General features: G+C 71.5%; 17 protein-coding genes. 8 read left to right on the top strand and 9 right to left on the bottom strand.

Annotated features, from left to right (window positions below; all coding sequences use genetic code 11):
* Nucleotides 1-299: 299 nt before the first annotated feature.
* Entirely contained in the window at nucleotides 300-959 is a 660-nt protein-coding gene (gene msrA / locus P3G67_RS23425) for a peptide-methionine (S)-S-oxide reductase MsrA (RefSeq protein WP_276095219.1), read from the bottom strand.
* Between the two features lie 100 nt (nucleotides 960-1,059).
* Between msrA and P3G67_RS23420 the strand changes: the two genes are divergently transcribed.
* Nucleotides 1,060-2,220 carry a cystathionine gamma-synthase gene (locus P3G67_RS23420; protein ID WP_276095218.1) on the top strand — a complete coding sequence of 387 codons (1,161 nt, stop codon included), beginning with the start codon at nucleotides 1,060-1,062 and terminating at the stop codon, nucleotides 2,218-2,220.
* 4 nt (nucleotides 2,221-2,224) lie between these two features.
* On the opposite strand, the gene P3G67_RS23415 is transcribed toward P3G67_RS23420, so the two are convergent.
* The 3 genes from P3G67_RS23415 to P3G67_RS23405 form a co-directional block, all read right to left on the bottom strand.
* Nucleotides 2,225-2,500, bottom strand: a complete 276-nt coding sequence (locus tag P3G67_RS23415; protein WP_391858324.1) for a hypothetical protein — start codon at nucleotides 2,498-2,500, stop codon at nucleotides 2,225-2,227.
* Complete coding sequence (locus tag P3G67_RS23410; RefSeq protein WP_276095217.1) at nucleotides 2,497-2,925, bottom strand: sigma factor-like helix-turn-helix DNA-binding protein; 429 nt, start codon at nucleotides 2,923-2,925, stop codon at nucleotides 2,497-2,499. The genes P3G67_RS23415 and P3G67_RS23410 overlap by 4 nt, the downstream gene beginning before the upstream one ends.
* An 81-nt stretch (nucleotides 2,926-3,006) precedes the next feature.
* Entirely contained in the window at nucleotides 3,007-3,492 is a 486-nt protein-coding gene (locus P3G67_RS23405) for a MarR family winged helix-turn-helix transcriptional regulator (protein WP_276095216.1), read from the bottom strand.
* Between the two features lie 153 nt (nucleotides 3,493-3,645).
* On the opposite strand from P3G67_RS23405, the gene ilvA reads away from it, so the two are divergent.
* From ilvA to P3G67_RS23390, 3 genes are all read left to right on the top strand, one after another.
* Nucleotides 3,646-4,863, top strand: a complete 1,218-nt coding sequence (gene ilvA, locus P3G67_RS23400; protein WP_269853548.1) for a threonine ammonia-lyase — start codon at nucleotides 3,646-3,648, stop codon at nucleotides 4,861-4,863.
* Nucleotides 4,864-5,099: 236 nt separating this feature from the next.
* On the top strand, nucleotides 5,100-6,116 hold the full coding sequence (locus P3G67_RS23395; RefSeq protein WP_276095215.1) for an ATP-binding cassette domain-containing protein: 1,017 nt from the start codon (nucleotides 5,100-5,102) through the stop codon (nucleotides 6,114-6,116).
* Nucleotides 6,113-6,973: an ABC transporter permease gene (locus tag P3G67_RS23390; RefSeq protein WP_276095214.1), complete on the top strand. Its 861-nt coding sequence runs from the start codon at nucleotides 6,113-6,115 to the stop codon at nucleotides 6,971-6,973. The genes P3G67_RS23395 and P3G67_RS23390 overlap by 4 nt, the downstream gene beginning before the upstream one ends.
* A gap of 92 nt (nucleotides 6,974-7,065) precedes the next feature.
* On the opposite strand, the gene greA is transcribed toward P3G67_RS23390, so the two are convergent.
* Both greA and P3G67_RS23380 read right to left on the bottom strand, forming a co-directional pair.
* Nucleotides 7,066-7,566 (bottom strand): transcription elongation factor GreA, encoded by a 501-nt coding sequence (greA, locus tag P3G67_RS23385; RefSeq protein ID WP_269853545.1) that lies wholly within the window; start codon nucleotides 7,564-7,566, stop codon nucleotides 7,066-7,068.
* A 224-nt stretch (nucleotides 7,567-7,790) separates the two neighbouring features.
* On the bottom strand, nucleotides 7,791-8,201 hold the full coding sequence (locus P3G67_RS23380; RefSeq protein ID WP_276095213.1) for a DUF4307 domain-containing protein: 411 nt from the start codon (nucleotides 8,199-8,201) through the stop codon (nucleotides 7,791-7,793).
* Between the two features lie 125 nt (nucleotides 8,202-8,326).
* Between P3G67_RS23380 and mca the strand changes: the two genes are divergently transcribed.
* Both mca and P3G67_RS23370 read left to right on the top strand, forming a co-directional pair.
* The gene (gene mca, locus P3G67_RS23375; RefSeq protein ID WP_269853543.1) at nucleotides 8,327-9,202 is read left to right on the top strand and encodes a mycothiol conjugate amidase Mca; all 876 of its coding nucleotides are present in this window, start codon (nucleotides 8,327-8,329) and stop codon (nucleotides 9,200-9,202) included.
* Nucleotides 9,203-9,205: 3 nt separating this feature from the next.
* The gene (locus P3G67_RS23370; protein ID WP_269853542.1) at nucleotides 9,206-9,415 is read left to right on the top strand and encodes a hypothetical protein; all 210 of its coding nucleotides are present in this window, start codon (nucleotides 9,206-9,208) and stop codon (nucleotides 9,413-9,415) included.
* Between the two features lie 482 nt (nucleotides 9,416-9,897).
* Here the strand turns inward: P3G67_RS23370 and P3G67_RS23365 are convergent, their stop codons facing one another.
* Nucleotides 9,898-13,110 carry a tetratricopeptide repeat protein gene (locus tag P3G67_RS23365; protein WP_276095212.1) on the bottom strand — a complete coding sequence of 1,071 codons (3,213 nt, stop codon included), beginning with the start codon at nucleotides 13,108-13,110 and terminating at the stop codon, nucleotides 9,898-9,900.
* A gap of 93 nt (nucleotides 13,111-13,203) precedes the next feature.
* Here P3G67_RS23365 and P3G67_RS23360 point away from each other — a divergent pair, with 93 nt between their 5' ends.
* Entirely contained in the window at nucleotides 13,204-15,225 is a 2,022-nt protein-coding gene (locus P3G67_RS23360; protein WP_276095211.1) for a thioredoxin domain-containing protein, read from the top strand.
* A gap of 77 nt (nucleotides 15,226-15,302) precedes the next feature.
* Here P3G67_RS23360 and P3G67_RS23355 read toward each other — a convergent pair whose 3' ends face one another.
* Nucleotides 15,303-15,932, bottom strand: a complete 630-nt coding sequence (locus P3G67_RS23355; RefSeq protein ID WP_276095210.1) for an acyl-CoA-like ligand-binding transcription factor — start codon at nucleotides 15,930-15,932, stop codon at nucleotides 15,303-15,305.
* A gap of 230 nt (nucleotides 15,933-16,162) precedes the next feature.
* Nucleotides 16,163-16,858 (bottom strand): PAQR family membrane homeostasis protein TrhA, encoded by a 696-nt coding sequence (gene trhA / locus P3G67_RS23350; RefSeq protein WP_276095209.1) that lies wholly within the window; start codon nucleotides 16,856-16,858, stop codon nucleotides 16,163-16,165.
* A gap of 234 nt (nucleotides 16,859-17,092) precedes the next feature.
* Here trhA and P3G67_RS23345 point away from each other — a divergent pair, with 234 nt between their 5' ends.
* Nucleotides 17,093-18,904 (top strand): phosphoenolpyruvate carboxykinase (GTP), encoded by a 1,812-nt coding sequence (locus P3G67_RS23345; protein ID WP_269853537.1) that lies wholly within the window; start codon nucleotides 17,093-17,095, stop codon nucleotides 18,902-18,904.
* Nucleotides 18,905-18,932: the final 28 nt, after the last annotated feature.

The raw sequence follows: 18,932 nt of genomic DNA, 5'->3' as shown, positions 1-18,932 counted from the left end.
ACGTCCAAGCGGTACTCGCCCTCGCGCGCCGCCGCGTGAACGTCATCTGGGCACTGATCCGTGACCGACGGTGCTACCGCGTTGCACCACCCGTCACCGAGGCGGCTTGACAACAACATTAGGAAGCTTCCCTTGGCTGTGGGGGGAGGGACAACGCGATCCCGGCGACACTCAGCTGCCGAGTGGCAACTGAGCGTCACTGATCACCACTCAGACATATACGAAGCATGCAAACAACGCACTCCGAACCTGCTGTTCGGACGCACCGCCCCTGGCGACCCGTCAGCCGCCGATGACCGCTAGCCGTCCGCCGGGGCCACCCCGATCGGGCACGCAACCCCCGTCCCGCCGATACCGCAGTAGCCCGCCGGGTTCTTGTCCAGGTACTGCTGGTGGTACGGCTCGGCCGGGTAGAAGGGGGTGGCCGGGAGGATCTCGGTGGAGATGGGGCCGTAGCCCGCGCTGGTGAGCGTGGACTGGTAGGCGTCGCGGGAGGCGGTGGCGGCGGACTGCTGGGCGGGGGAGTGGGTGTAGATCGCGGAGCGGTACTGGGTGCCGATGTCGTTGCCCTGGCGGAAGCCCTGGGTGGGGTCGTGGGACTCCCAGAAGACCTTCAGCAGTTGCTCGTAGGAGACCACGGACGGGTCGAAGACGACCCGCACGGCCTCGGTGTGGCCGGTCTGGCCGCCGCACACCTCCTCGTAGCTGGGGTTCGGGGTGTGCCCGCCCTGGTAGCCGACGAGCGTCGTCCACACGCCTGGCTGCTGCCAGAAGCGGCGCTCGGCGCCCCAGAAGCAGCCCAGACCGAAGTCCGCCACCTCCAGGCCCTCCGGGTACGGTCCGGCCAGCGGGTTGCCCAGCACCGTGTGCCGCTCGGAGAGCGGGAACTGTGGCCGGTCGCGGCCGGGCAGGGCCTCTTCGGCGGTCGGCAGCTTGTTCTTGAAGCGGTTCAGGAACATCGGCGGATCTCCTCACTGCATGGGCTCTCCACGAGAACGTAACGGCGGACCGGGGGATTCCGGGCGAGTGCACGGGGCCCGGCGCATTACGCTCGGGCTCATGAGCGACCAGCACACCGACCGGCAGCAGAGTTTCGAGACCCTCGCCATCCACGCGGGGCAGCCCGCCGACGCGCAGACCGGCGCCGTCGTCACCCCCATCTACCAGGTGTCCACCTACAAGCAGGACGGCGTGGGCGGCCTGCGCGGCGGCTACGAGTACAGCCGTTCCGCCAACCCGACCAGGACCGCCCTGGAGGATAATCTCGCCGCCCTGGAGGGCGGTCGACGCGGCCTCGCCTTCGCGTCCGGACTGGCCGCCGAGGACTGCCTGCTGCGCACCGTCCTGGTGCCCGGCGACCACGTGGTGATCCCCAACGACGCCTACGGCGGCACGTTCCGCCTGTTCAGCAAGGTCGTCGAGCGCTGGGGCGTGCAGTGGTCGGTGGCCGACACCGCCGACCCGGCGGCGGTGCGCGCCGAACTGCGGCCCAACACCAAGGTCATCTGGGTCGAGACGCCCAGCAACCCGCTGCTCGGCGTCACGGACATCGCGGCGGTCGCCGACATCGCGCGTGGCGCGGGCGCGCTGCTGGTGGTGGACAACACCTTCGCCAGCCCGTACCTCCAGCAGCCGCTGGCGCTCGGCGCGGACGTGGTGGTGCACTCCACCACCAAGTACATGGGCGGGCACTCCGACGTGGTCGGCGGCGCGCTGGTCACCTCGGACGTCGAGCTGGGTGAGCGCCTGGCGTACCACCAGAACGCGATGGGCGCGGTGGCCGGGCCGTTCGACGCCTGGCTGGTGATGCGCGGCATCAAGACTCTGGCGGTGCGCATGGACCGGCACAGCGCCAACGCGGCGCGCATCGCGGAGATGCTGGTCAACCACCCCAAGGTGACCCAGGTGTTCTACCCGGGGCTGCCCGGCCACGCCGGTCACGAGGTCGCCGCCAAGCAGATGCGGGCGTTCGGCGGGATGATCTCGTTCCGGGTCACGGGCGGCGAGGAGGCGGCCGTCGCGGTGTGCAACCGGGCCAAGCTGTTCACGCTGGGCGAGTCGCTGGGCGGCGTCGAGTCGCTGATCGAGCACCCCGGCCGGATGACCCACGCCTCGGCCGCGGGCTCCGCCCTGGAGGTCCCCGCCGACCTGGTCCGGCTGTCGGTCGGCATCGAGTCGGTGGACGACCTGCTGGCCGACCTGACCGAGGCGCTGGGGTAACGGTTCACCTGGGGGCGAGCCCCCAACTCCCCAGCGGCGCCGGGGGGCTTGGCGGCGTGGGCCACCGCGCCGCCACCCACATCCCCGCGGCCACCGCCGCCGCGAGCAGCACCGCGCACAGGGCGAGCCGCAGCAGCCGTCGCCGGCGCAGCAGGCGGTGGCCCCGGTTCGCCGCGCGGGCCGCCAGGTCGGCCGGGACCGGCGGGTGCGCACCGGTGAGCATCCGCCGGACCTCGGCTTCCTTGCGGTCCGGCAGCGGGCCGCGGACCGCCCCGCTCACGCCCGGCTCCGCATCGCCGCCACCGCCCGCAGGCACAGGGTGCGCAGCCGTTCCGTGGGCAGCCCGAGCTGTGCCGCGGCCTGCGCCTCGGGCAGGTCCTCGTAGAGCCGTAGCACCAGCACCAGCCGCTCCCGGGGCGGCAGCCGGTCCAGCAGGCCGCCGCGCGGCCGCCGGTACCGCCAGGCGCGGTGCGCGAACCGGGCGGTCAGCTCCTGCCGGGTACGGTCGTACGGATCGTCGCCGCGCATCCGGAACCAGTCCGCGTAGGTCCGCGCCAGCGCCGCCACCAACAGCCGTTCGCCCTCGGCGGGGTCACCGGTCAGCAAGGTGGCGGCATGCAGCAGCCGCCCAGCCGCGCCCGCGGTGAACGCCTCGAACTCCCGGTCCCTGCGCCGCTCTTGGGCGCCGTGGCGCGCTCCCACCATGCTTCCCCGGCCCGGGTTCCTGCACGCTTCGCACGCTATGGGACGGCACGTGGTGCGAAGTGGTCAAGAGCCGCGAGGCTGTTACGACTCCCCGCCCCCCGAGGCCGCGTGGTAGTCGGCCAGCGCGGTGTTGAAGCGGTCGAGCAGATCGGTGAACTGCTCCCGCTCGTCCTGTGACCACCCGTCGGTGACGACCTCCATCAGCGCGCACCGGGAGGCCCGCACCTCCTCCAGGCGGCCACGGCCGCGCGGGGAGAGCGCCAGCACGACGGCGCGGCCGTCCTCGGGGTGGGAGGTGCGCTTGACCAGTCCGGACTCGACCAGTGGTGCCACCTGGCGGGTCACCGTGGAGGAGTCGATTCCCATGCCCTCGGCGAGCGCCTTGACGCCCATGGGGCCTTCCCGGTCGAGCCTGTTCAGCAGCAGATAGGCCGCACGGTCCATCGAGTTGCGCGCCTTGCCCACACCACCGAGGCGGGTCTGCTCGGCGCGCCGCGCGAAGAGGGCGACCTGATGCTGAAGGCGCTCGAAAAGCGCGGCAGATGTCATGTCAACGGAGGTCGGCATGTCGGAAGGGTACGCGGACGGGGGGTTCCCCGTACCCCCGCCGCCCAAACATATCGTCCGACAGCCGGACAGCCGCTCATTCCTACCGCATTCGTCCGGGTTCCCTACTGCATCCGTACTGCGTTCGGGCACCTGGGTGCGATGCTTGGCCGCATGGTCGACAAGTCTGCTTCCGTCACTCTCGACGACGTGCGCAACGCCCAGAAGACGCTGTCGGGCGTGGCCCGGGTGACCGCGTTGGAGGGCAGCCGGCATCTGTCCGCCCTCGTCGGCGCGCCGGTCCACCTCAAGTGCGAAAACCTGCAACGAACCGGTTCGTTCAAGTTGCGCGGCGCCTATGTGCGGATCGCGGGCCTGTCGGAACAGGAACGGGCGGCCGGTGTGGTGGCGGCCAGCGCGGGCAACCACGCGCAGGGGGTGGCGCTGGCCGCCGCGCTGCTCGGGGTGCGGGCCACCGTCTTCATGCCGGTCGGCGCCCCGCTGCCGAAGGTGGCGGCCACCCGCGACTACGGCGCCGAAGTCCGGCTGCAGGGGCAGGTGGTGGACGAGACGCTGCGCGCCGCGCAGGAGTACGCGAGCGTCACCGGCGCCGTCTTCATCCATCCCTTCGACCACGCCGACGTGGTGGCCGGGCAGGGCACGGTGGGCCTGGAGATCCTGGAGCAGTGCCCGGAGGTGCGCACCATCGTGGTGGGCGTCGGCGGAGGCGGTCTGGTCGCCGGGATCGCGGTGGCGGTCAAGGCGCTGCGGCCGGACGTACGGGTGGTGGGGGTGCAGGCGGCGGGCGCGGCGGCGTATCCGCCCTCGCTGGCGGCCGGGCGGCCGGTGGCCGTCGACGCTCCGGTGACCATGGCCGACGGCATCCGGGTCGGGCGGCCGGGGGACGTGCCGTTCCGGATAGTCGGCGAACTGGTGGACGAGGTGCGCACGGTCTCCGAGGACGCGTTGTCCCGGGCGCTGCTGCTCTGCCTTGAGCGGGCGAAGCTGGTGGTGGAGCCCGCGGGGGCGAGCCCGGTGGCGGCGCTGCTCAGCGAGCCGGAGGCCTTCGAGGGGCCGGTGGTCGCGGTGCTGTCCGGCGGGAACGTGGACCCGTTGCTGATGCAGCGGATCCTGACCCACGGCATGGCGGCGGCCGGGCGGTATCTGTCGCTGCGGCTGCGACTCACCGACAGCCCGGGGGCGTTGGCGACGCTCCTGGGGGTGTTGTCAGAGGTGGACGCTAACGTCCTGGACGTGAGCCATGTGCGGACCGATCCGCGGCTGGGGCTCACGGAGGCGGAGGTGGAGCTGCATCTGGAGACGAAGGGGCCGGAGCACTGCGCGCGGGTGGCCGAGGCGCTGGGCGAGGCGGGGTACACCGTCATCGGCTGAGCTCAGGGTGGGGTCGCGTACGCGCGCCGAGAACACGATGGGTTGACGCGATATATCGCGAGCTGGAATACTCGCGATGCATCGCAATGCTGCCACGCCGGGTCGCGATGCCCGGAATTCCGGGCGATGGTGGCACATATCGCCATGGCGGCCACCGATGCCGCCGTCCGCGACGGAGCGCCCGGTTAGCCACGTACAGCGCCGAATACGTAGCCCACACCCAGGGAGTAACTCCTATGCCAGGTGCCATTTATGCCGAAGGTCTGGTGAAGACCTTCGGCGAGGTACGGGCGCTGGACGGCGTCGACCTCGACGTCCCGGAAGGCACCGTGCTCGGTCTCCTCGGCCCCAACGGCGCCGGGAAGACCACTGCCGTAAGGGTCCTGACCACGTTGCTGCGGCCGGACGGCGGCCGTGCCGAGGTGGCGGGCATCGACGTCCTCAAGCACCCCAACGAAGTGCGCCGGTCCATCGGCCTGTCCGGCCAGTTCGCCGCGGTCGACGAGTACCTCACCGGCCGGGAGAACCTCCAAATGGTCGGCCAGCTCTACCAGATGGGCGCCAAGGCCGCCAAAGTCCGTGCCGGTGAACTGCTGGACCGCTTCAACCTCTCCGACGCCGCCGACCGGCCCGCCAAGACGTACTCCGGCGGCATGCGCCGCCGGCTCGACCTGGCCGCCGCCCTCGTCGTGCAGCCGCCGGTGATGTTCATGGACGAGCCGACCACCGGCCTCGACCCGCGCAACCGCCAGCAACTGTGGGAAGTGATCAAGGAGTTGGTCTCCGGCGGGACCACGCTGCTGCTCACCACGCAGTACCTGGAGGAGGCCGACAACCTCGCGCACGACATCGCGGTGATCGACCACGGCCGGGTCATCGCACGCGGCACCTCCGACCAGCTCAAGGCCCGCACCGGCGGCGAACGCGTCGAAGTCGTCGTCCAGGCACCGGAGATGATCGACCGGGCGACGGCGATCCTGCGGAAGCACAGCGCCAGGGGGCTCAACAAGGCCGAGGTCACGGTCGATCGGCACACCCGGCGGGTCACCGCTCCCGTCGCCGGCGGTGCCAAGCTCCTCGCGGAGGTCATCCGCGAACTCGACACCCACGGCATAGAGATAGACGACATAGGACTGCGCCGCCCCACCCTCGACGACGTCTTCCTCGCCCTCACCGGCCATGCCGCTCAGACCGCCGCGGCCGCAGACGCCGAAGGCCCCGCCGCGCACCGAGCCGAGGAGGCCGCGAAGTGACCGCCCCCGCAGAGACCTTCAGCCACAGCCGCGCGCCGCGCCCCTCCGGCGGCCCGGCCCAGGCCGTACGCGACTCCCTGGTGGTCGCCAAGCGGAACCTGATCCGCATGGTGCGGATACCCGAGGTGGTCATCTTCGGGCTGATCCAGCCCATCATGTTCGTGGTGCTGTTCAGCTATGTGTTCGGCGGCGCGATCCCGGTGCCGGGGCATCCCGGCAACGACCCTTCCGTCTACCGCGAGTACCTGATGGCGGGCATCTTCGCGCAGACGGTGACGTTCGCCACGGCGGGCGCGGGCGCGGGCATCGCCGACGACATGCACAAGGGGCTGATCGACAGGTTCCGTTCGCTGCCGATGTCCCGTGGCGCGGTGCTCACCGGGCGCACGCTGGCGGACCTGGTGCAGACGGCGCTGACCGTGCTGGTGCTGGTCGTGGTGGCGGTCATCGTCGGCTGGCGGATCCACGACGGCTTCCCCAAGGCGCTGGCCGCGATCGGGCTGCTGCTCCTGCTCGGGTACGCGTTCTCGTGGATCGGCGCGCTGATCGGGCTTTCGGTACGGACACCGGAGGCGGCCACCTCCGGCGGGCTGATCTGGCTGTTCCCGTTGACGTTCGTCTCGAACGCGTTCGTGCCGACCAGCAACATGCCCGCGTTCCTGCGGCACGTGGCCGACTGGAACCCGTTCAGCGCCACCGTGCAGGCGGCCCGCCAACTGTTCGGCAACCCGCGGGGGGCGGTCTCGCACGCCTGGCCCATGGAGCATCCCGCGCTGGCGTCGCTGCTGTGGTCGCTGCTGATCATCGCGGTGTTCCGCACGCTCGCGGTGCGCAAGTACCGCTCGGCGACGGCCTGATCCCCTCGGGGGTTCCTTCGGGGCCGCTCAAGCGCGAAGCCCCCGGACCGCACGGGGGGTCCGGGGGCTTCGTCGTGCTCAGGAGACGCGGCTCAGGCCGCGCCGTACGGCTTGGCGGACAGGATCTTCACCGACGCCTTCCTGCCGTTCGGCAGTTCGTACTCGGCGTCGTCACCGGCCTTCTTGCCGTTGACCGCCGCGCCCAGCGGGGACTGCGGCGAGTAGGTCTCGACGTCCGAGGAGATGCCCTCGCGGGAGCCCAGCAGGAAGGTCTCGGTGTCGTCGGGGTCGCCGTCGAAGGCGATCGTGACCACCATGCCGGGCGCGACCACGCCGTTGTCCGCGGGCGCCTCGCCGACCTTCGCGTGCTGGAGCAGCTGGGTCAGCTGGCGGATCCGCAGCTCCAGCTTGCCCTGGTCCTCGCGCGCGGCGTGGTATCCGGCGTTCTCCTTCAGGTCGCCCTCCTGGCGGGCTTCCTCGATCTTGGCCACGATCTCGGCGCGGGCGGGACCCGACAGGTGCTCCAGCTCGGCCTTGAGCTGGTCGTACGCCTCCTGGGTGAGCCAGGTGACGTTGTCGCTGGTCTGGGTCACGGGTGCTCCTCGTCGGTACTCGGCTTGCTGCTTACTTGTGCTGCTTGTCTTCAGTCCTACTGCCTGGCTCCGGCTCGTTCCAGCTGGTTCCAGATGCACTTAACGCCCTTCCGACGGCCTGCGGCCGTGCGGACGGGCGAAACCACGAGCGTAACAATTACCGCCGACGACCGGGAGAAGGAAGCCGTTAAATTCCCCTCGGCGCCCTATCGGAACCGAGGGCGTCAGTGCTGGTCAGCGGCCTTGCAGCTGAGGAGTTCCGCGGTGGTTCCGCGGGCCGTGGTGCGGATCGTCACGGTGGTGTCCACCGTGGTCGCTGGGCCGCCGACCGTCACGTCCCTGCGGCCCACCTCGGACTGGTCCGCGGCCTGCGAGCGCAGGGTGCACACGGCGGTCTGCCCGCTGTCCTTGTGGACCTCCAGATGGGCCCGCACCGCGCTGTCGGAGAGCACCTCGAAGGTGACGACCTGGCCGCTGACGGTGTTGGTGGACAGGTACCACCAGCCACCGACGCCCAGGCCGACCGCCAGCGCCCCGCCCAGCACCGCGCCGAGCAGCTTCAACCGCCGGTCGGTGGCCGCACTGTCGGCGCGCCCGTAACGCCCCTCGGGCAACCGGTCGCGCACCGCGCTCATGATCGATCCTCCAGCGAAGGGGCCACGGAATTATTCACGCCCCCGCGTCGGTCACTATAGAGGGCGTCGCTAGACCTACCGACCCCCACTCCCGTAGCCCATCCTTCACCGTAAGGACCTCTGCCTTGACCGATCAGCTGCGACTGATGGCCGTGCACGCGCATCCCGACGACGAGTCCAGCAAGGGCGCGGCGACGATGGCCAAGTACGTGTCCGAAGGCGTGGACGTGCTGGTGGCCACCTGTACCGGTGGCGAGCGCGGTTCCGTGCTGAACCCCAAGCTCCAGGGTGACCCCTACATCGAGGAGCACATCCACGAGGTTCGGGCCAAGGAGATGGACGAGGCCCGGCAGATCCTGGGCGTCAAGCAGGCCTGGCTCGGTTTCGTGGACTCCGGGCTGCCCGAGGGCGACCCGCTGCCGCCGCTGCCGGAGGGCTGCTTCGCGCTGCAGGACGTGGAGGAGGCCGCGGGCGAGCTGGTCAAGCTGATCCGTGAGTTCCGGCCGCATGTGATCACCACATATGACGAGAACGGGGGTTACCCGCACCCCGACCACATCATGACCCACAAGATCTCGATGGTGGCCTTCGACGCGGCCGGGGATCCGGAGCGCTACCCGGACGCGGGTGAGCCGTGGACGCCGCTGAAGCTCTACTACAACCAGGGTTTCAACCGGGCTCGTACCGTCGCCCTGCACGAGGGGCTGCTGGCCCGCGGCCTGGAGTCGCCGTACGGGGAGTGGCTGGAGCGGTGGGAGAAGATGGATCGGCCGGACCGGGAGATCACCACCTACGTGCCGTGCGCCGACTTCTTCGAGATCCGGGACAAGGCGCTGCTGGCGCACGCCACGCAGATCGACCCCGACGGGTTCTGGTTCCACGTGCCGATGGACGCGCAGAAGGAGATCTGGCCGACCGAGGACTACGAGCTGGCGCGGTCCCGGGTGGACACCACATTGCCGGAATCGGACCTCTTTGCGGGCGTCCGCGAGGCGGGGTAGACAATGGCTCTCGTGAACGCTTCCTTGGCTCCGGCGGCCGCGCATCTGACGCAGCTCGCCGACTTCGACCAGAACAAGGTGACGCCGGGCCTGATCGGGTTCGTCGTCTTCGCGGCGATCGGGACGGCCGTGTGGCTGCTGATGAAGAGCATGAACAAGCAGTTCCAGAAGATTGACTTCGAGGAGGCGCCCTCCTCGAAGCAGCAGGACTAGGTCCGGGGGGCCAGGCCCCCCGGACCCCCTGCGCGGGGCTGCGCCCCGGACCCCTGCGTCGGCGCTGGGCTTCTCGGACCCCTGCGTGGGCTGCGACGCGGACTCCTTCGCTTGGCGGGGCTGCGCCCCGAACCCCAGTGTCGGCGCTGGGTTTCTCGGACCGCCTCGTGCGGGGCTGCGCCCGGACCCTCTCACGCGCGGCGGGGCTGCCCTCCCGGACCCCTGCACGCGGCGGGGCTGCGCCCCGGACCTCCTGCGTGGGCGCTGGGTTTCTCGGACCGCCTCGCGCGGCGGGGCTGCGCCCCGGACCCTCGCGTGGGGCTGCGCCCCGGCCCTCTCGCGTGGGGGCTGCGCCTGTCGACTCCACTTGCCCGGGGCTGCGCGCCCCCGGGCCTCCCTACGCAGGGGCTGCGCGCCCCCGGGCCTCCCTACGCAGGGGCTGCGCGCCCCCGGCCTCCCGCGCAGGGGGCCCCGCGCTCGTTCTACGACGTTGGTGTCAGGGACAAGCGGTCGCGGGATGCGCGGGTCGGGGTCATGCCCAGGCGCCAGACTTCCCAGGGCTCGCCTGGGCGGAGGCCGCGTTGCAGGATCAGCGCCCAAGCCTGGGCGTACTCCTCCAGGTCGGGGTCGCGGCCCTCGTGGGTGGTGGACAGGAGGGTGGCCAGGTCGTCCTGGGCGGCCTTCGAGCCGGGCTCGGACAGCAGCGGCAGCAGTGTGCAGCGCAGGAAGCGGGCCCAGTCCTCGCCCCGGCGGTCCCCGATGGTGACGAACAGCCGCCCGGCCTCCTCCGTCAGCTCCAGCGCCTCCGGGATCCGGCCGTTACCGGCGTCGATCACCGCGAGCTCCAGGCAGGACCACGCCTCGCCGTGCGGCACGCCCACCTTGTGGAAGTCCTGCCTGGCGTCCTGCAACAGCTGCCGGGCGAAGCCGCTGTTGCGCAGGTTGCCGACCTGCTTGGCGCGCTGGTCGCGGGTGAGCCGGGCCGAGTGGTGGCGGGCGCAGGCCAGCCCGTACACGTCGCGCATCCGGTTGAACATGGTGCGGGCCCGCTCCAGCGAGCGCAGCGCCGCGTCCGCGTCGTCCGCCTCCTCCTGAGCCTGGCCCAGGTAGTACAGCGTCCACGCCTCGCCGCGCGCGTCCTCGTTCTCCCGGTGCCTGCCCAGCGCCTCGTGCAGCGCCTGTACGGCCTCCGCCGCCGCGCCCCGCACCAGCAGGGCGCGGGCCAGCTGGGTCAACGTCCAGGCGGTGCCGCGCTGGTCGTGGGTGACCTCGTACTCCCGTAGCGCCTCGTGCAGCGCCTCCTCCGCGCGATCCACGTCACCGAGTTGCAGATAGGCCTGCCCGAGCTGCATGTGCGCCCACGCCTGGCCGTGCACGCTCTCGCTCTCCTGGTGCAACTCCAGTGCGGTCAGCAGCAGTTCGCGTGCCTCCTCGACCTGGCCCTGGTCGCGCAGCACAGCCGCCAGGGCGTGCTGGGTCCAGGCGCGGTCGCCGCGCAGCGCGTCGGTGTTCTGCAACTCCAGCGCCTCGCCGAGCTTGGCCGCCGCCTCCCGCAGGTTGCCCTGGTGGTGCAGGGTGATGCCGAGGCTGCACAGGGCGCGGGCGGCGCCCGCCGGATGCTGGGCCTCGAAGTACAGGTTGACCACCGACGTCAGGGTGGAGCGCGCCCGGTCCAGCTCACCGAGCTGGCGGGCCGCGATACCGGTCCGCCACTGCACCGAGCGCACCAGCAGCCCCTGGTCGACCTCCTGCGTCAACTCGCTGATCTCGCCCAGCCGGTAGAGGTCGCCGCGCAGCAGGCAGTAGTCGCACAGCGCGCCCAGCAGGTGCAGCACCGCCGCCTGGTCCACGCCCTCCGCGCCGCGCACCGTCGCCGTGATGAAACCGGACTCGTCGTCCAGCCAGCGCAGCGCCTGGTCCAGCGAGCGGAAGCCGTGCGAGCCGACGGCGCCCTTGACGAACGAGTCGGCGCGGGTGGAGGTCTTGCCGTCGACCAGCCGGATCACCGAGTCGGCCAGCTCCGAGTAGGTGCGGATCAGCCTCTCCTGCGCGGCGCTGTGCTCGCCCGGTTCCTCCTCGTCCAGCAGCCTGGCCTGCGCGAAGCCGCGCACCATGTCGTGCAGCCGGTAGCGCCCGCCCCGAACGTGCTCGATCAGCCCGGCGTGGGCCAACTCCTCAAGCCTGCGCGCCGCTTCCTTCTCGTCGGTGGCCAGCAGCGCGCCGGCGGCCGCCGCGCCCAGGCTGGCCCTTCCGGCGAGCGCCAGGCGGCGCAGCAGACGGCGGGAGACCTCGGACAGGTCGTGGTAGCGCAGCGCCAGCGCCCGCTCCAGCGGATCGACCGGTCCGTACGCGTCGAGGTCGTCGGCGAGCCCGCGCAGCGTCCGCGCGCCCAGCGAGGAACCGGCGATGGTCAGCGCCAGCGGCAACCCGCCGCACAACCGCCACACCCGTTCGGCGGATTGCGGGTCGTCCGGAACGCCGTCACCCGCCAACTCCCGCAGCAGTTCCCGGGCGTCCGGCTCGTCCAGCGCCTCGACCGGCAGGGTGTGCACCCGAGCGGCGGTGGAACCGAGGTCCAGCGGCGCGGCCGAGGTCACCAGGATCAGGCTCTCGGAGCGCTCCGGGATGAGCGTACGCACCTGTTCGGCGTCGGAGGCGTCATCGAGGATGATCACAGCGGGTACGTCGGTGAGGTGCTTCTGGTACTGCTCGCTCAACCGGCGCAGGTGCTGCTCCTGGTTGGGCCGCTCGCGGAACAGCAGCTGCTCGCGGGGCGCGCCGAGCCGGTTGAGGATGTGCAGCAGCGCTTCCCTGGTGGTCAGCGGCGGTGCGTCCACCGCGCCGCCGCGCAGCGGGACCAGGCACGCACCCCGGAACTGGTCCTTCAACTGCTGGGCGGCGCGCACCGCCAGCGCGCTGCGGCCGGAACCCGTCGGGCCGCAGAGCATCACCACCGTCGGCTTGGTCTCGATGGCGGCGCGGGCCTGCTGCACCCACTGGCTGATCTGCGAGAGATGGCCGCGCCGTCCGGTGAACGGCCCTTCGCCCTGCGGCAGCAGGTCGAACGACTGGGCGAGCAGGGAGCGTTGCCGGGCGGCGGCGCTGCGGTCGCTCCGCTTGGCCTGTGCCGGTACGGGGGACTTCGCGGTCTTCTTCAGTATCGGTGTGGCGGGCGGCGCCACCCGCTGCTGCTCCAGGAACGGTCGCACCCCGCGTCGCTCCAGCGCCACCAGCCACTGCTGCCGCAACTGCTCGACGTCGGCGGTCTGCTGGCCACCGCGCCCCTGGACGAACGACCTGGCACCGCCGGCCACTCCCGCCGCCACTGCCACCGCGACCCCGGTCACCAGCGAGGCGCCCGCCGACAGCCCCTGCCCGAGGTCGACGGCGAACGCGGTGGCCCCGCCCACGCCGGCCAGCAGCGCGGGCGCCCCCGCAGTGCCGGAGCGTGGTGCGGCGGGCCCGGCCTCGGTGGCGCGCCGGTACGCGGCGTACTCCTCGGCGGCGTTCGCCGCGATGTCGTCGAGCGCGGCCCGCCCCCGCTCCAGCAGCGCGCCGGCGTCCACCTGGCGCTTGGAGCGGGTGGCGCGCTGGGTCTCCTCGGTGACGGCGCGCTGGAGCAGCCGCTCGGCCTCCGCGCGGTCCGGGGCGCTGAGCGCGGGCGGTCCCCCGGCGGTCGGTGTGGGTTGGTTCACCGTTCTTCCCCCTTTTGGTGTGCGTATCGCTCGGCGTCCGCCTGCGCGCATGGTCGCGCGCCTGAGCGCGGCGGGATGTGTGAGGGTGGGTACATGGCCAATCGACTCAGCCGCTCGACCTCTCCCTACCTCCTTCAGCATGCCGACAACCCTGTTGATTGGTGGCCGTGGGCCGAGGAGGCCTTCGCCGAGGCCCGACGGCGCGGCGTGCCGGTGCTGCTCAGCGTGGGGTACTCAAGCTGCCACTGGTGCCATGTGATGGCCGCCGAGTCGTTCGAGGACGAGCGGACCGCGGCGATGCTGAACGAGCACTTCGTCCCGGTGAAGGTGGACCGGGAGGAGCGGCCGGACGTCGACGCGGTCTACATGGAGGCCGTACAGGCGGCGACCGGGCAGGGCGGTTGGCCGATGACGGTGTTCCTGACACCGGACGGCGAGCCGTTCTACTTCGGCACCTACTTCCCGCCCGAGCCCCGGCACGGCATGCCCGGCTTCCGGCAGGTGCTGGAGGGCGTACGGGCCGCGTGGCGGGACCGGCGGGACGAGGTCGGCGAGGTCGCGGCGCGGATCGTACGGGAGTTGTCCGGACGTCAGCTCGACTACGGCAAGGCACCCGCGCCCGGGGAGGCCGAGCTGCACGCCGCGCTGCTGGAGCTGACCCGCGAGTACGACGCCACGTACGGCGGGTTCGGCGGCGCGCCGAAGTTCCCGCCGTCCATGGTGCTGGAGTTCCTGCTGCGGCACCACGCGCGCACCGGTTCGGAGGCCGCGTTGCAGATGGCGGCCGACACCTGCGAGGCGATGGCGCGCGGCGGGATCTACGACCAACTCGGCGGAGGATTCGCCCGCTACGCGGTCGACCGTACGTTCACCGTGCCGCACTTCGAGAAGATGCTGTACGACAACGCGCTGCTGTGCCGGGTCTACGCCCATCTGTGGCGGGCGACCGGCTCCGACCTGGCGCGCCGGGTGGCGCTGGAGACCGCCGACTTCCTGGTCGGCGAACTGCGCACCCAGGAGGGCGGGTTCGCCTCCGCGCTGGACGCGGACAGCGCCCGCGCCGACGGCACGCACGGCGAAGGCGCCTACTACGTGTGGACCGTTGACGAACTGCGTGAGGTGCTGGGCGAGGAGGACGCCGAGTTCGCCGCCCGGTACTACGGGGTGACGCCGGAGGGCAGTTTCGAGGAGGGCGCGTCCGTACTGCGGCTGGTGGACGGCGAGTTGGCGTCCGGGGAGCGGATCGCCACCGTCCGGGAGCGGCTGTCGGCGGCGCGGGCGCGGCGGCCCCGGCCCGGCCGGGACGACAAGGTGGTGGCCGCCTGGAACGGTCTGGCCGTCGCCGCCCTCGCCGAGACCGGCGCCTACTTCGACCGCCCCGATTTGGTGGCGGCCGCGCTGGACGCGGCTGACCTCCTGGTGCGGGTGCACATGGACGCGCACGGGCGGCTGGCCCGCACTTCGCGGGACGGGGCGGCCGGGGCGAACGCGGGCGTCCTGGAGGACTACGCGGACGTCGCCGAGGGCTTCCTCGCCCTGGCCGCGGTGACCGGCGAGGGGGTGTGGCTGGAGTTCGCCGGTCTGCTGCTGGACACAGTGCTACGGCACTTCGCGGGCGGTGACGGCACGCTCTACGACACCGCGGACGACGCGGAGACGCTGATCCGCAGGCCGCAGGACCCCACGGACAGCGCGGCGCCCTCCGGCTGGACGGCGGCGGCCGGTGCGCTGCTGTCGTACGCCGCGTACACCGGCTCGGCGGAGCACCGGACGGCCGCCGAGCGGGCGTTGGGCGTGGTGGGCGCGTTGGCGGCGCGGGCGCCGCGGTTCATCGGCTGGGGCCTGGCGGTCGCTGAGGCCGCCCTGGACGGCCCCCGCGAGGTGGCGGTGGTGGGGCCGACGCGGTCCCCGGCCACCCGCGACCTGCACCGCGCCGCGCTGCTGGGCACCGCGCCGGGCGCCGTGGTGGCCTGCGGCGAGCCGGGCGGCGAGGAGTTCCCACTGCTGCGCGACCGCCCACTCGTGGACGGCCGCCCGGCGGCGTACGTCTGCCGCAGGTTCGTCTGCGAGGCCCCGACGACGGACCCGTCCCGGCTGAGCGAACAACTCCGCTGATACGGCTGTGGGCCGTGGTTGGACCGGCTCCGCCGCCGCGGGCTCGCCGAACCGACCGCGGCCTGGCCCGCACGGCCCTACGCGCCGGAACCGCCCAGGCCATCCGCCAGGATGGCCAAGGTCCGTCCCAGCAGATCCGGCAGGTCCTCCTGGCTGTCGTTCTCGACCCAGTGCATCAGCGCCTCCTGCCAGGCGCCGACCACCGCGCCGACCATGACGCGGATCTCCAGGTCCTTCGGGTCGCGGCCGCGCCGCTTGGCCAGCACGGCCGCCATCGTCTGGCAGCTGTCGGACAGGTTCTCGCTCATCCGAGCGCGGATGGCCGGTACCTCGCGGCTCAGCCGCAGGCGTTGCAGGATCTCCTCGCGGTCCCGGCCGCCCTCCGCGAACATCTGGCGCAGCAGGCCGACGGTGGCGTGCCGCAGCGACTCCAGGACGGGTTCGTCGGCGGGCCGCTCAAGCAACGCCGCCTCCATCAGCGGCTCGTACTCGTCGGTGAGTACGACGTCCTCCTTCGTCGGGAAGTACCGGAAGAACGTGCTGGGCGAGACCTCGGCGGCGGCCGCGATCTGCTCGACGGTGGTCGCGTCGTACCCCTGCTGCCCGAAGAGACGGTAGGCGGCGTGCCGGATCGCCTGACGGGTCTTGATCTTCTTGCGCTCACGCAGGCTGGGCTGGGCGGCGGCAGGGGTCGTTGCGGGTGCCATGCGGCTCATTGTCGGGCATCCACGCTGCCCAGGGCCATGTCCCCGAACGGGCGCCTCCGTTCGCTGCGCGCCCGGCGGGAACGCCGCGACCAGCAGCGCCACCCCGATCGCCCCACCGGTCTGGGCCAAGTGGTGACTGCTTTCAAAAGGGAGTAGCCACCTTTCCAGGCATACGAAAGCCCCCGGTGCGGAAGGCCGTACCGGGGGCCGGGTGGTGTGTCGTAGCGGACTTACGAGTGCGTGTACGCCACCAGTGAGATGCCGACGTAGTGGACGATGAACGCGGCCAGCGTGAACGAGTGGAAGACCTCGTGGAAGCCGAACCAGCGGGGCGACGGGTTGGGCCGCTTGATCCCGTAGATCACCCCGCCCGCGCTGTAGAGCAGGCCGCCGACCGTGACGCAGACCAGGACCGCGACGCCGCCGGTGCGCAGGAAGTCGGGCAGGAAGAAGATCGCGGCCCAGCCGAGCGCCAGGTAGCAGGGCAGATAGAGCCAGCGTGGCGCGCTCACCCAGAAGACCCGGAAGAGTATCCCGGCCAGCGCGCCCGCCCAGACGAACCACAGCAGCGCGGTCGCCGTTCCGCTGGGCAGCAGCAGGATCGCCAGCGGGGTGTAGGTGCCCGCGATGATCAGGAAGATGTTGGCGTGGTCGAGTCGGCGCAGTACCGCCGACACTCTCGGCGTCCAGTCGCCCCGGTGGTAGAGCGCGCTGACCCCGAACAGCAGACACGCGGTCAGGGTGTAGACCGCGCAGGCGATCCGCCCGCGCGGGCTGTCGGCGAGCGCGGTGAGCGTCACGCCCGCGACGAGTGTCGCCGGGAACATCCCGGCGTGCAGCCAGCCACGCAACTTCGGCTTGATGGCTGGGAGATGGGGACCCTTGGCCGCCGGTACGGCGGTGCTGGTCTCATCGGCGGCGGTCATGGCCGCCATGCTACCTACGGGACCGTAGGTTACGCCCAGGTAATAAAACGGACTGGAAGTGGCAATGCTCACTACTGGAGCCCTGGACAGATCACCGGTCACGCGCGGACACTCATATGAGTGCGGTCGGCACCGGATGAGCAGGCGTCCGGGTCGCAGCCCCCAAGGGGCCCAACTCCACAACCCTCAACATCTGACGCTGGACGTGTGCGCGTCCGGCGGAACGGAGCGATCGTGGCGCGCGGCAATGCGGCTCCCACCGAACACCAGGAACTGATCGCATGGGTCGGCGAGATCGCCGCCCTCACCGAACCCGACGAGATCGTGTGGTGCGACGGCTCCGAGCAGGAGTACCAGCGCCTGTGCGGCGAACTCGTCGCCAAGGGAACGTTCAAGCGGCTCGACCCGGTCAAGCGCCCCAACTCGTACTACGCGGCCTCCGACCCGACCGACGTCGCCCGTGTCGAGGACCGGACCTTCATCTGCTCCGAGAACGAGGAGGACGCCGGCCCGACCAACCACTGGAAGGACCCCGCCGAGATGCGGGAGATCTTCCAGGGTGACCAGGGGCTGTTCCGCGGCTCGATGCGCGGCCGGACGATGTACGTCGTCCCGTTCTGCATGGGCCCGCTCGGCTCGCCGCTGTCCGCACTCGGCGTGGAGATCACCGACTCCGCCTACGTCGCCGTCTCCATGCGCACCATGACCCGCATGGGCCAAGCCGTGCTGGACGAACTCGGCGAGGACGGCTTCTTCGTCAAGGCCGTGCACACCCTCGGCGCCCCGCTGGAGCCGGGCCAGGCCGACGTGCCGTGGCCGTGCAACCCCACCAAGTACATCTCGCACTTCCCCGAGTCCCGCGAGATCTGGTCCTACGGCTCCGGCTACGGCGGCAACGCGCTGCTGGGCAAGAAGTGCTACGCGCTGCGCATCGCCTCGGTCATGGCCCGGGACGAGGGCTGGCTGGCCGAGCACATGCTGATCCTCAAGCTCACCCCGCCGAAGGGCCAGCCGAAGTACGTGGCCGCCGCGTTCCCGAGCGCCTGCGGCAAGACCAACCTCGCCATGCTGGAGCCGACGATCCCCGGCTGGACGGTGGAGACCATCGGCGACGACATCGCCTGGATGCGGTTCGGCGAGGACGGCCGCCTCTACGCGATCAACCCCGAGGCGGGCTTCTTCGGCGTCGCACCCGGCACCGGCGAGCACACCAACGCCAACGCCATGAAGACCATGTACGGCAACTCGGTCTTCACCAACGTCGCGCTCACCGACGACGGCGACGTGTGGTGGGAGGGCATGACCGAGGAGGCCCCCGCCCACCTCACCGACTGGAAGGGCAACGCCTGGACGCCGGAGTCCGGCACCCCGGCCGCGCACCCCAACGCCCGCTTCACGGTGCCCGCTTCGCAGTGCCCGATCATCGCGCCCGAGTGGGAGGACCCCAAGGGCGTGCCGATCTCGGCGATCCTCTTCGGCGGCCGCCGCGCGTCCGCCGTACCGCTGGTGACCGAGTCGTTCGACTGGCAGCACGGTGTCTTCCTGGGCGCCAACGTGGCCTCCGAGAAGACCGCCGCCGCCGAGGGCAAGGTCGGCGAGCTGCGCCGCGACCCGTTCGCGATGCTGCCGTTCTGCGGCTACAACATGGGCGACTACTTCGGCCACTGGGTCAAGGTCGGCCAGACGCACGACGCGGACAAGCTGCCGAAGATCTACTACGTCAACTGGTTCCGCAAGGACGCCGACGGCAAGTTCGTCTGGCCGGGCTTCGGTGAGAACAGCCGGGTGCTGAAGTGGATCGTCGAGCGGCTGAACGGTGAGGCCGAGGGCGTCGAGACCCCGATCGGCGTGCTGCCGACCAAGGCGGCCCTGGACACCGAGGGCCTGAAGATCTCCGACGCCGACCTCGACCTGCTGCTCACCGTCGACGCCGAAGTGTGGCGCGAGGAGGCCGGGCTGATCCCGCAGCACCTGGAGACCTTCGGCGACCACACGCCGAAGGAGCTGTGGGACGAGTACCGGGCGCTGGTACAGCGCCTCGGGTAACGCCTCGAAGGGGCGCAACCCCCAGGGG

The organism is Streptomyces silvisoli, assembly GCF_029269905.1.
Taxonomy (GTDB): domain Bacteria; phylum Actinomycetota; class Actinomycetes; order Streptomycetales; family Streptomycetaceae; genus Streptantibioticus_A; species Streptantibioticus_A silvisoli_A.
Note: the sequence above shows the minus strand (reverse complement) of the source record. Positions and strands in the feature narration are given on the sequence as shown.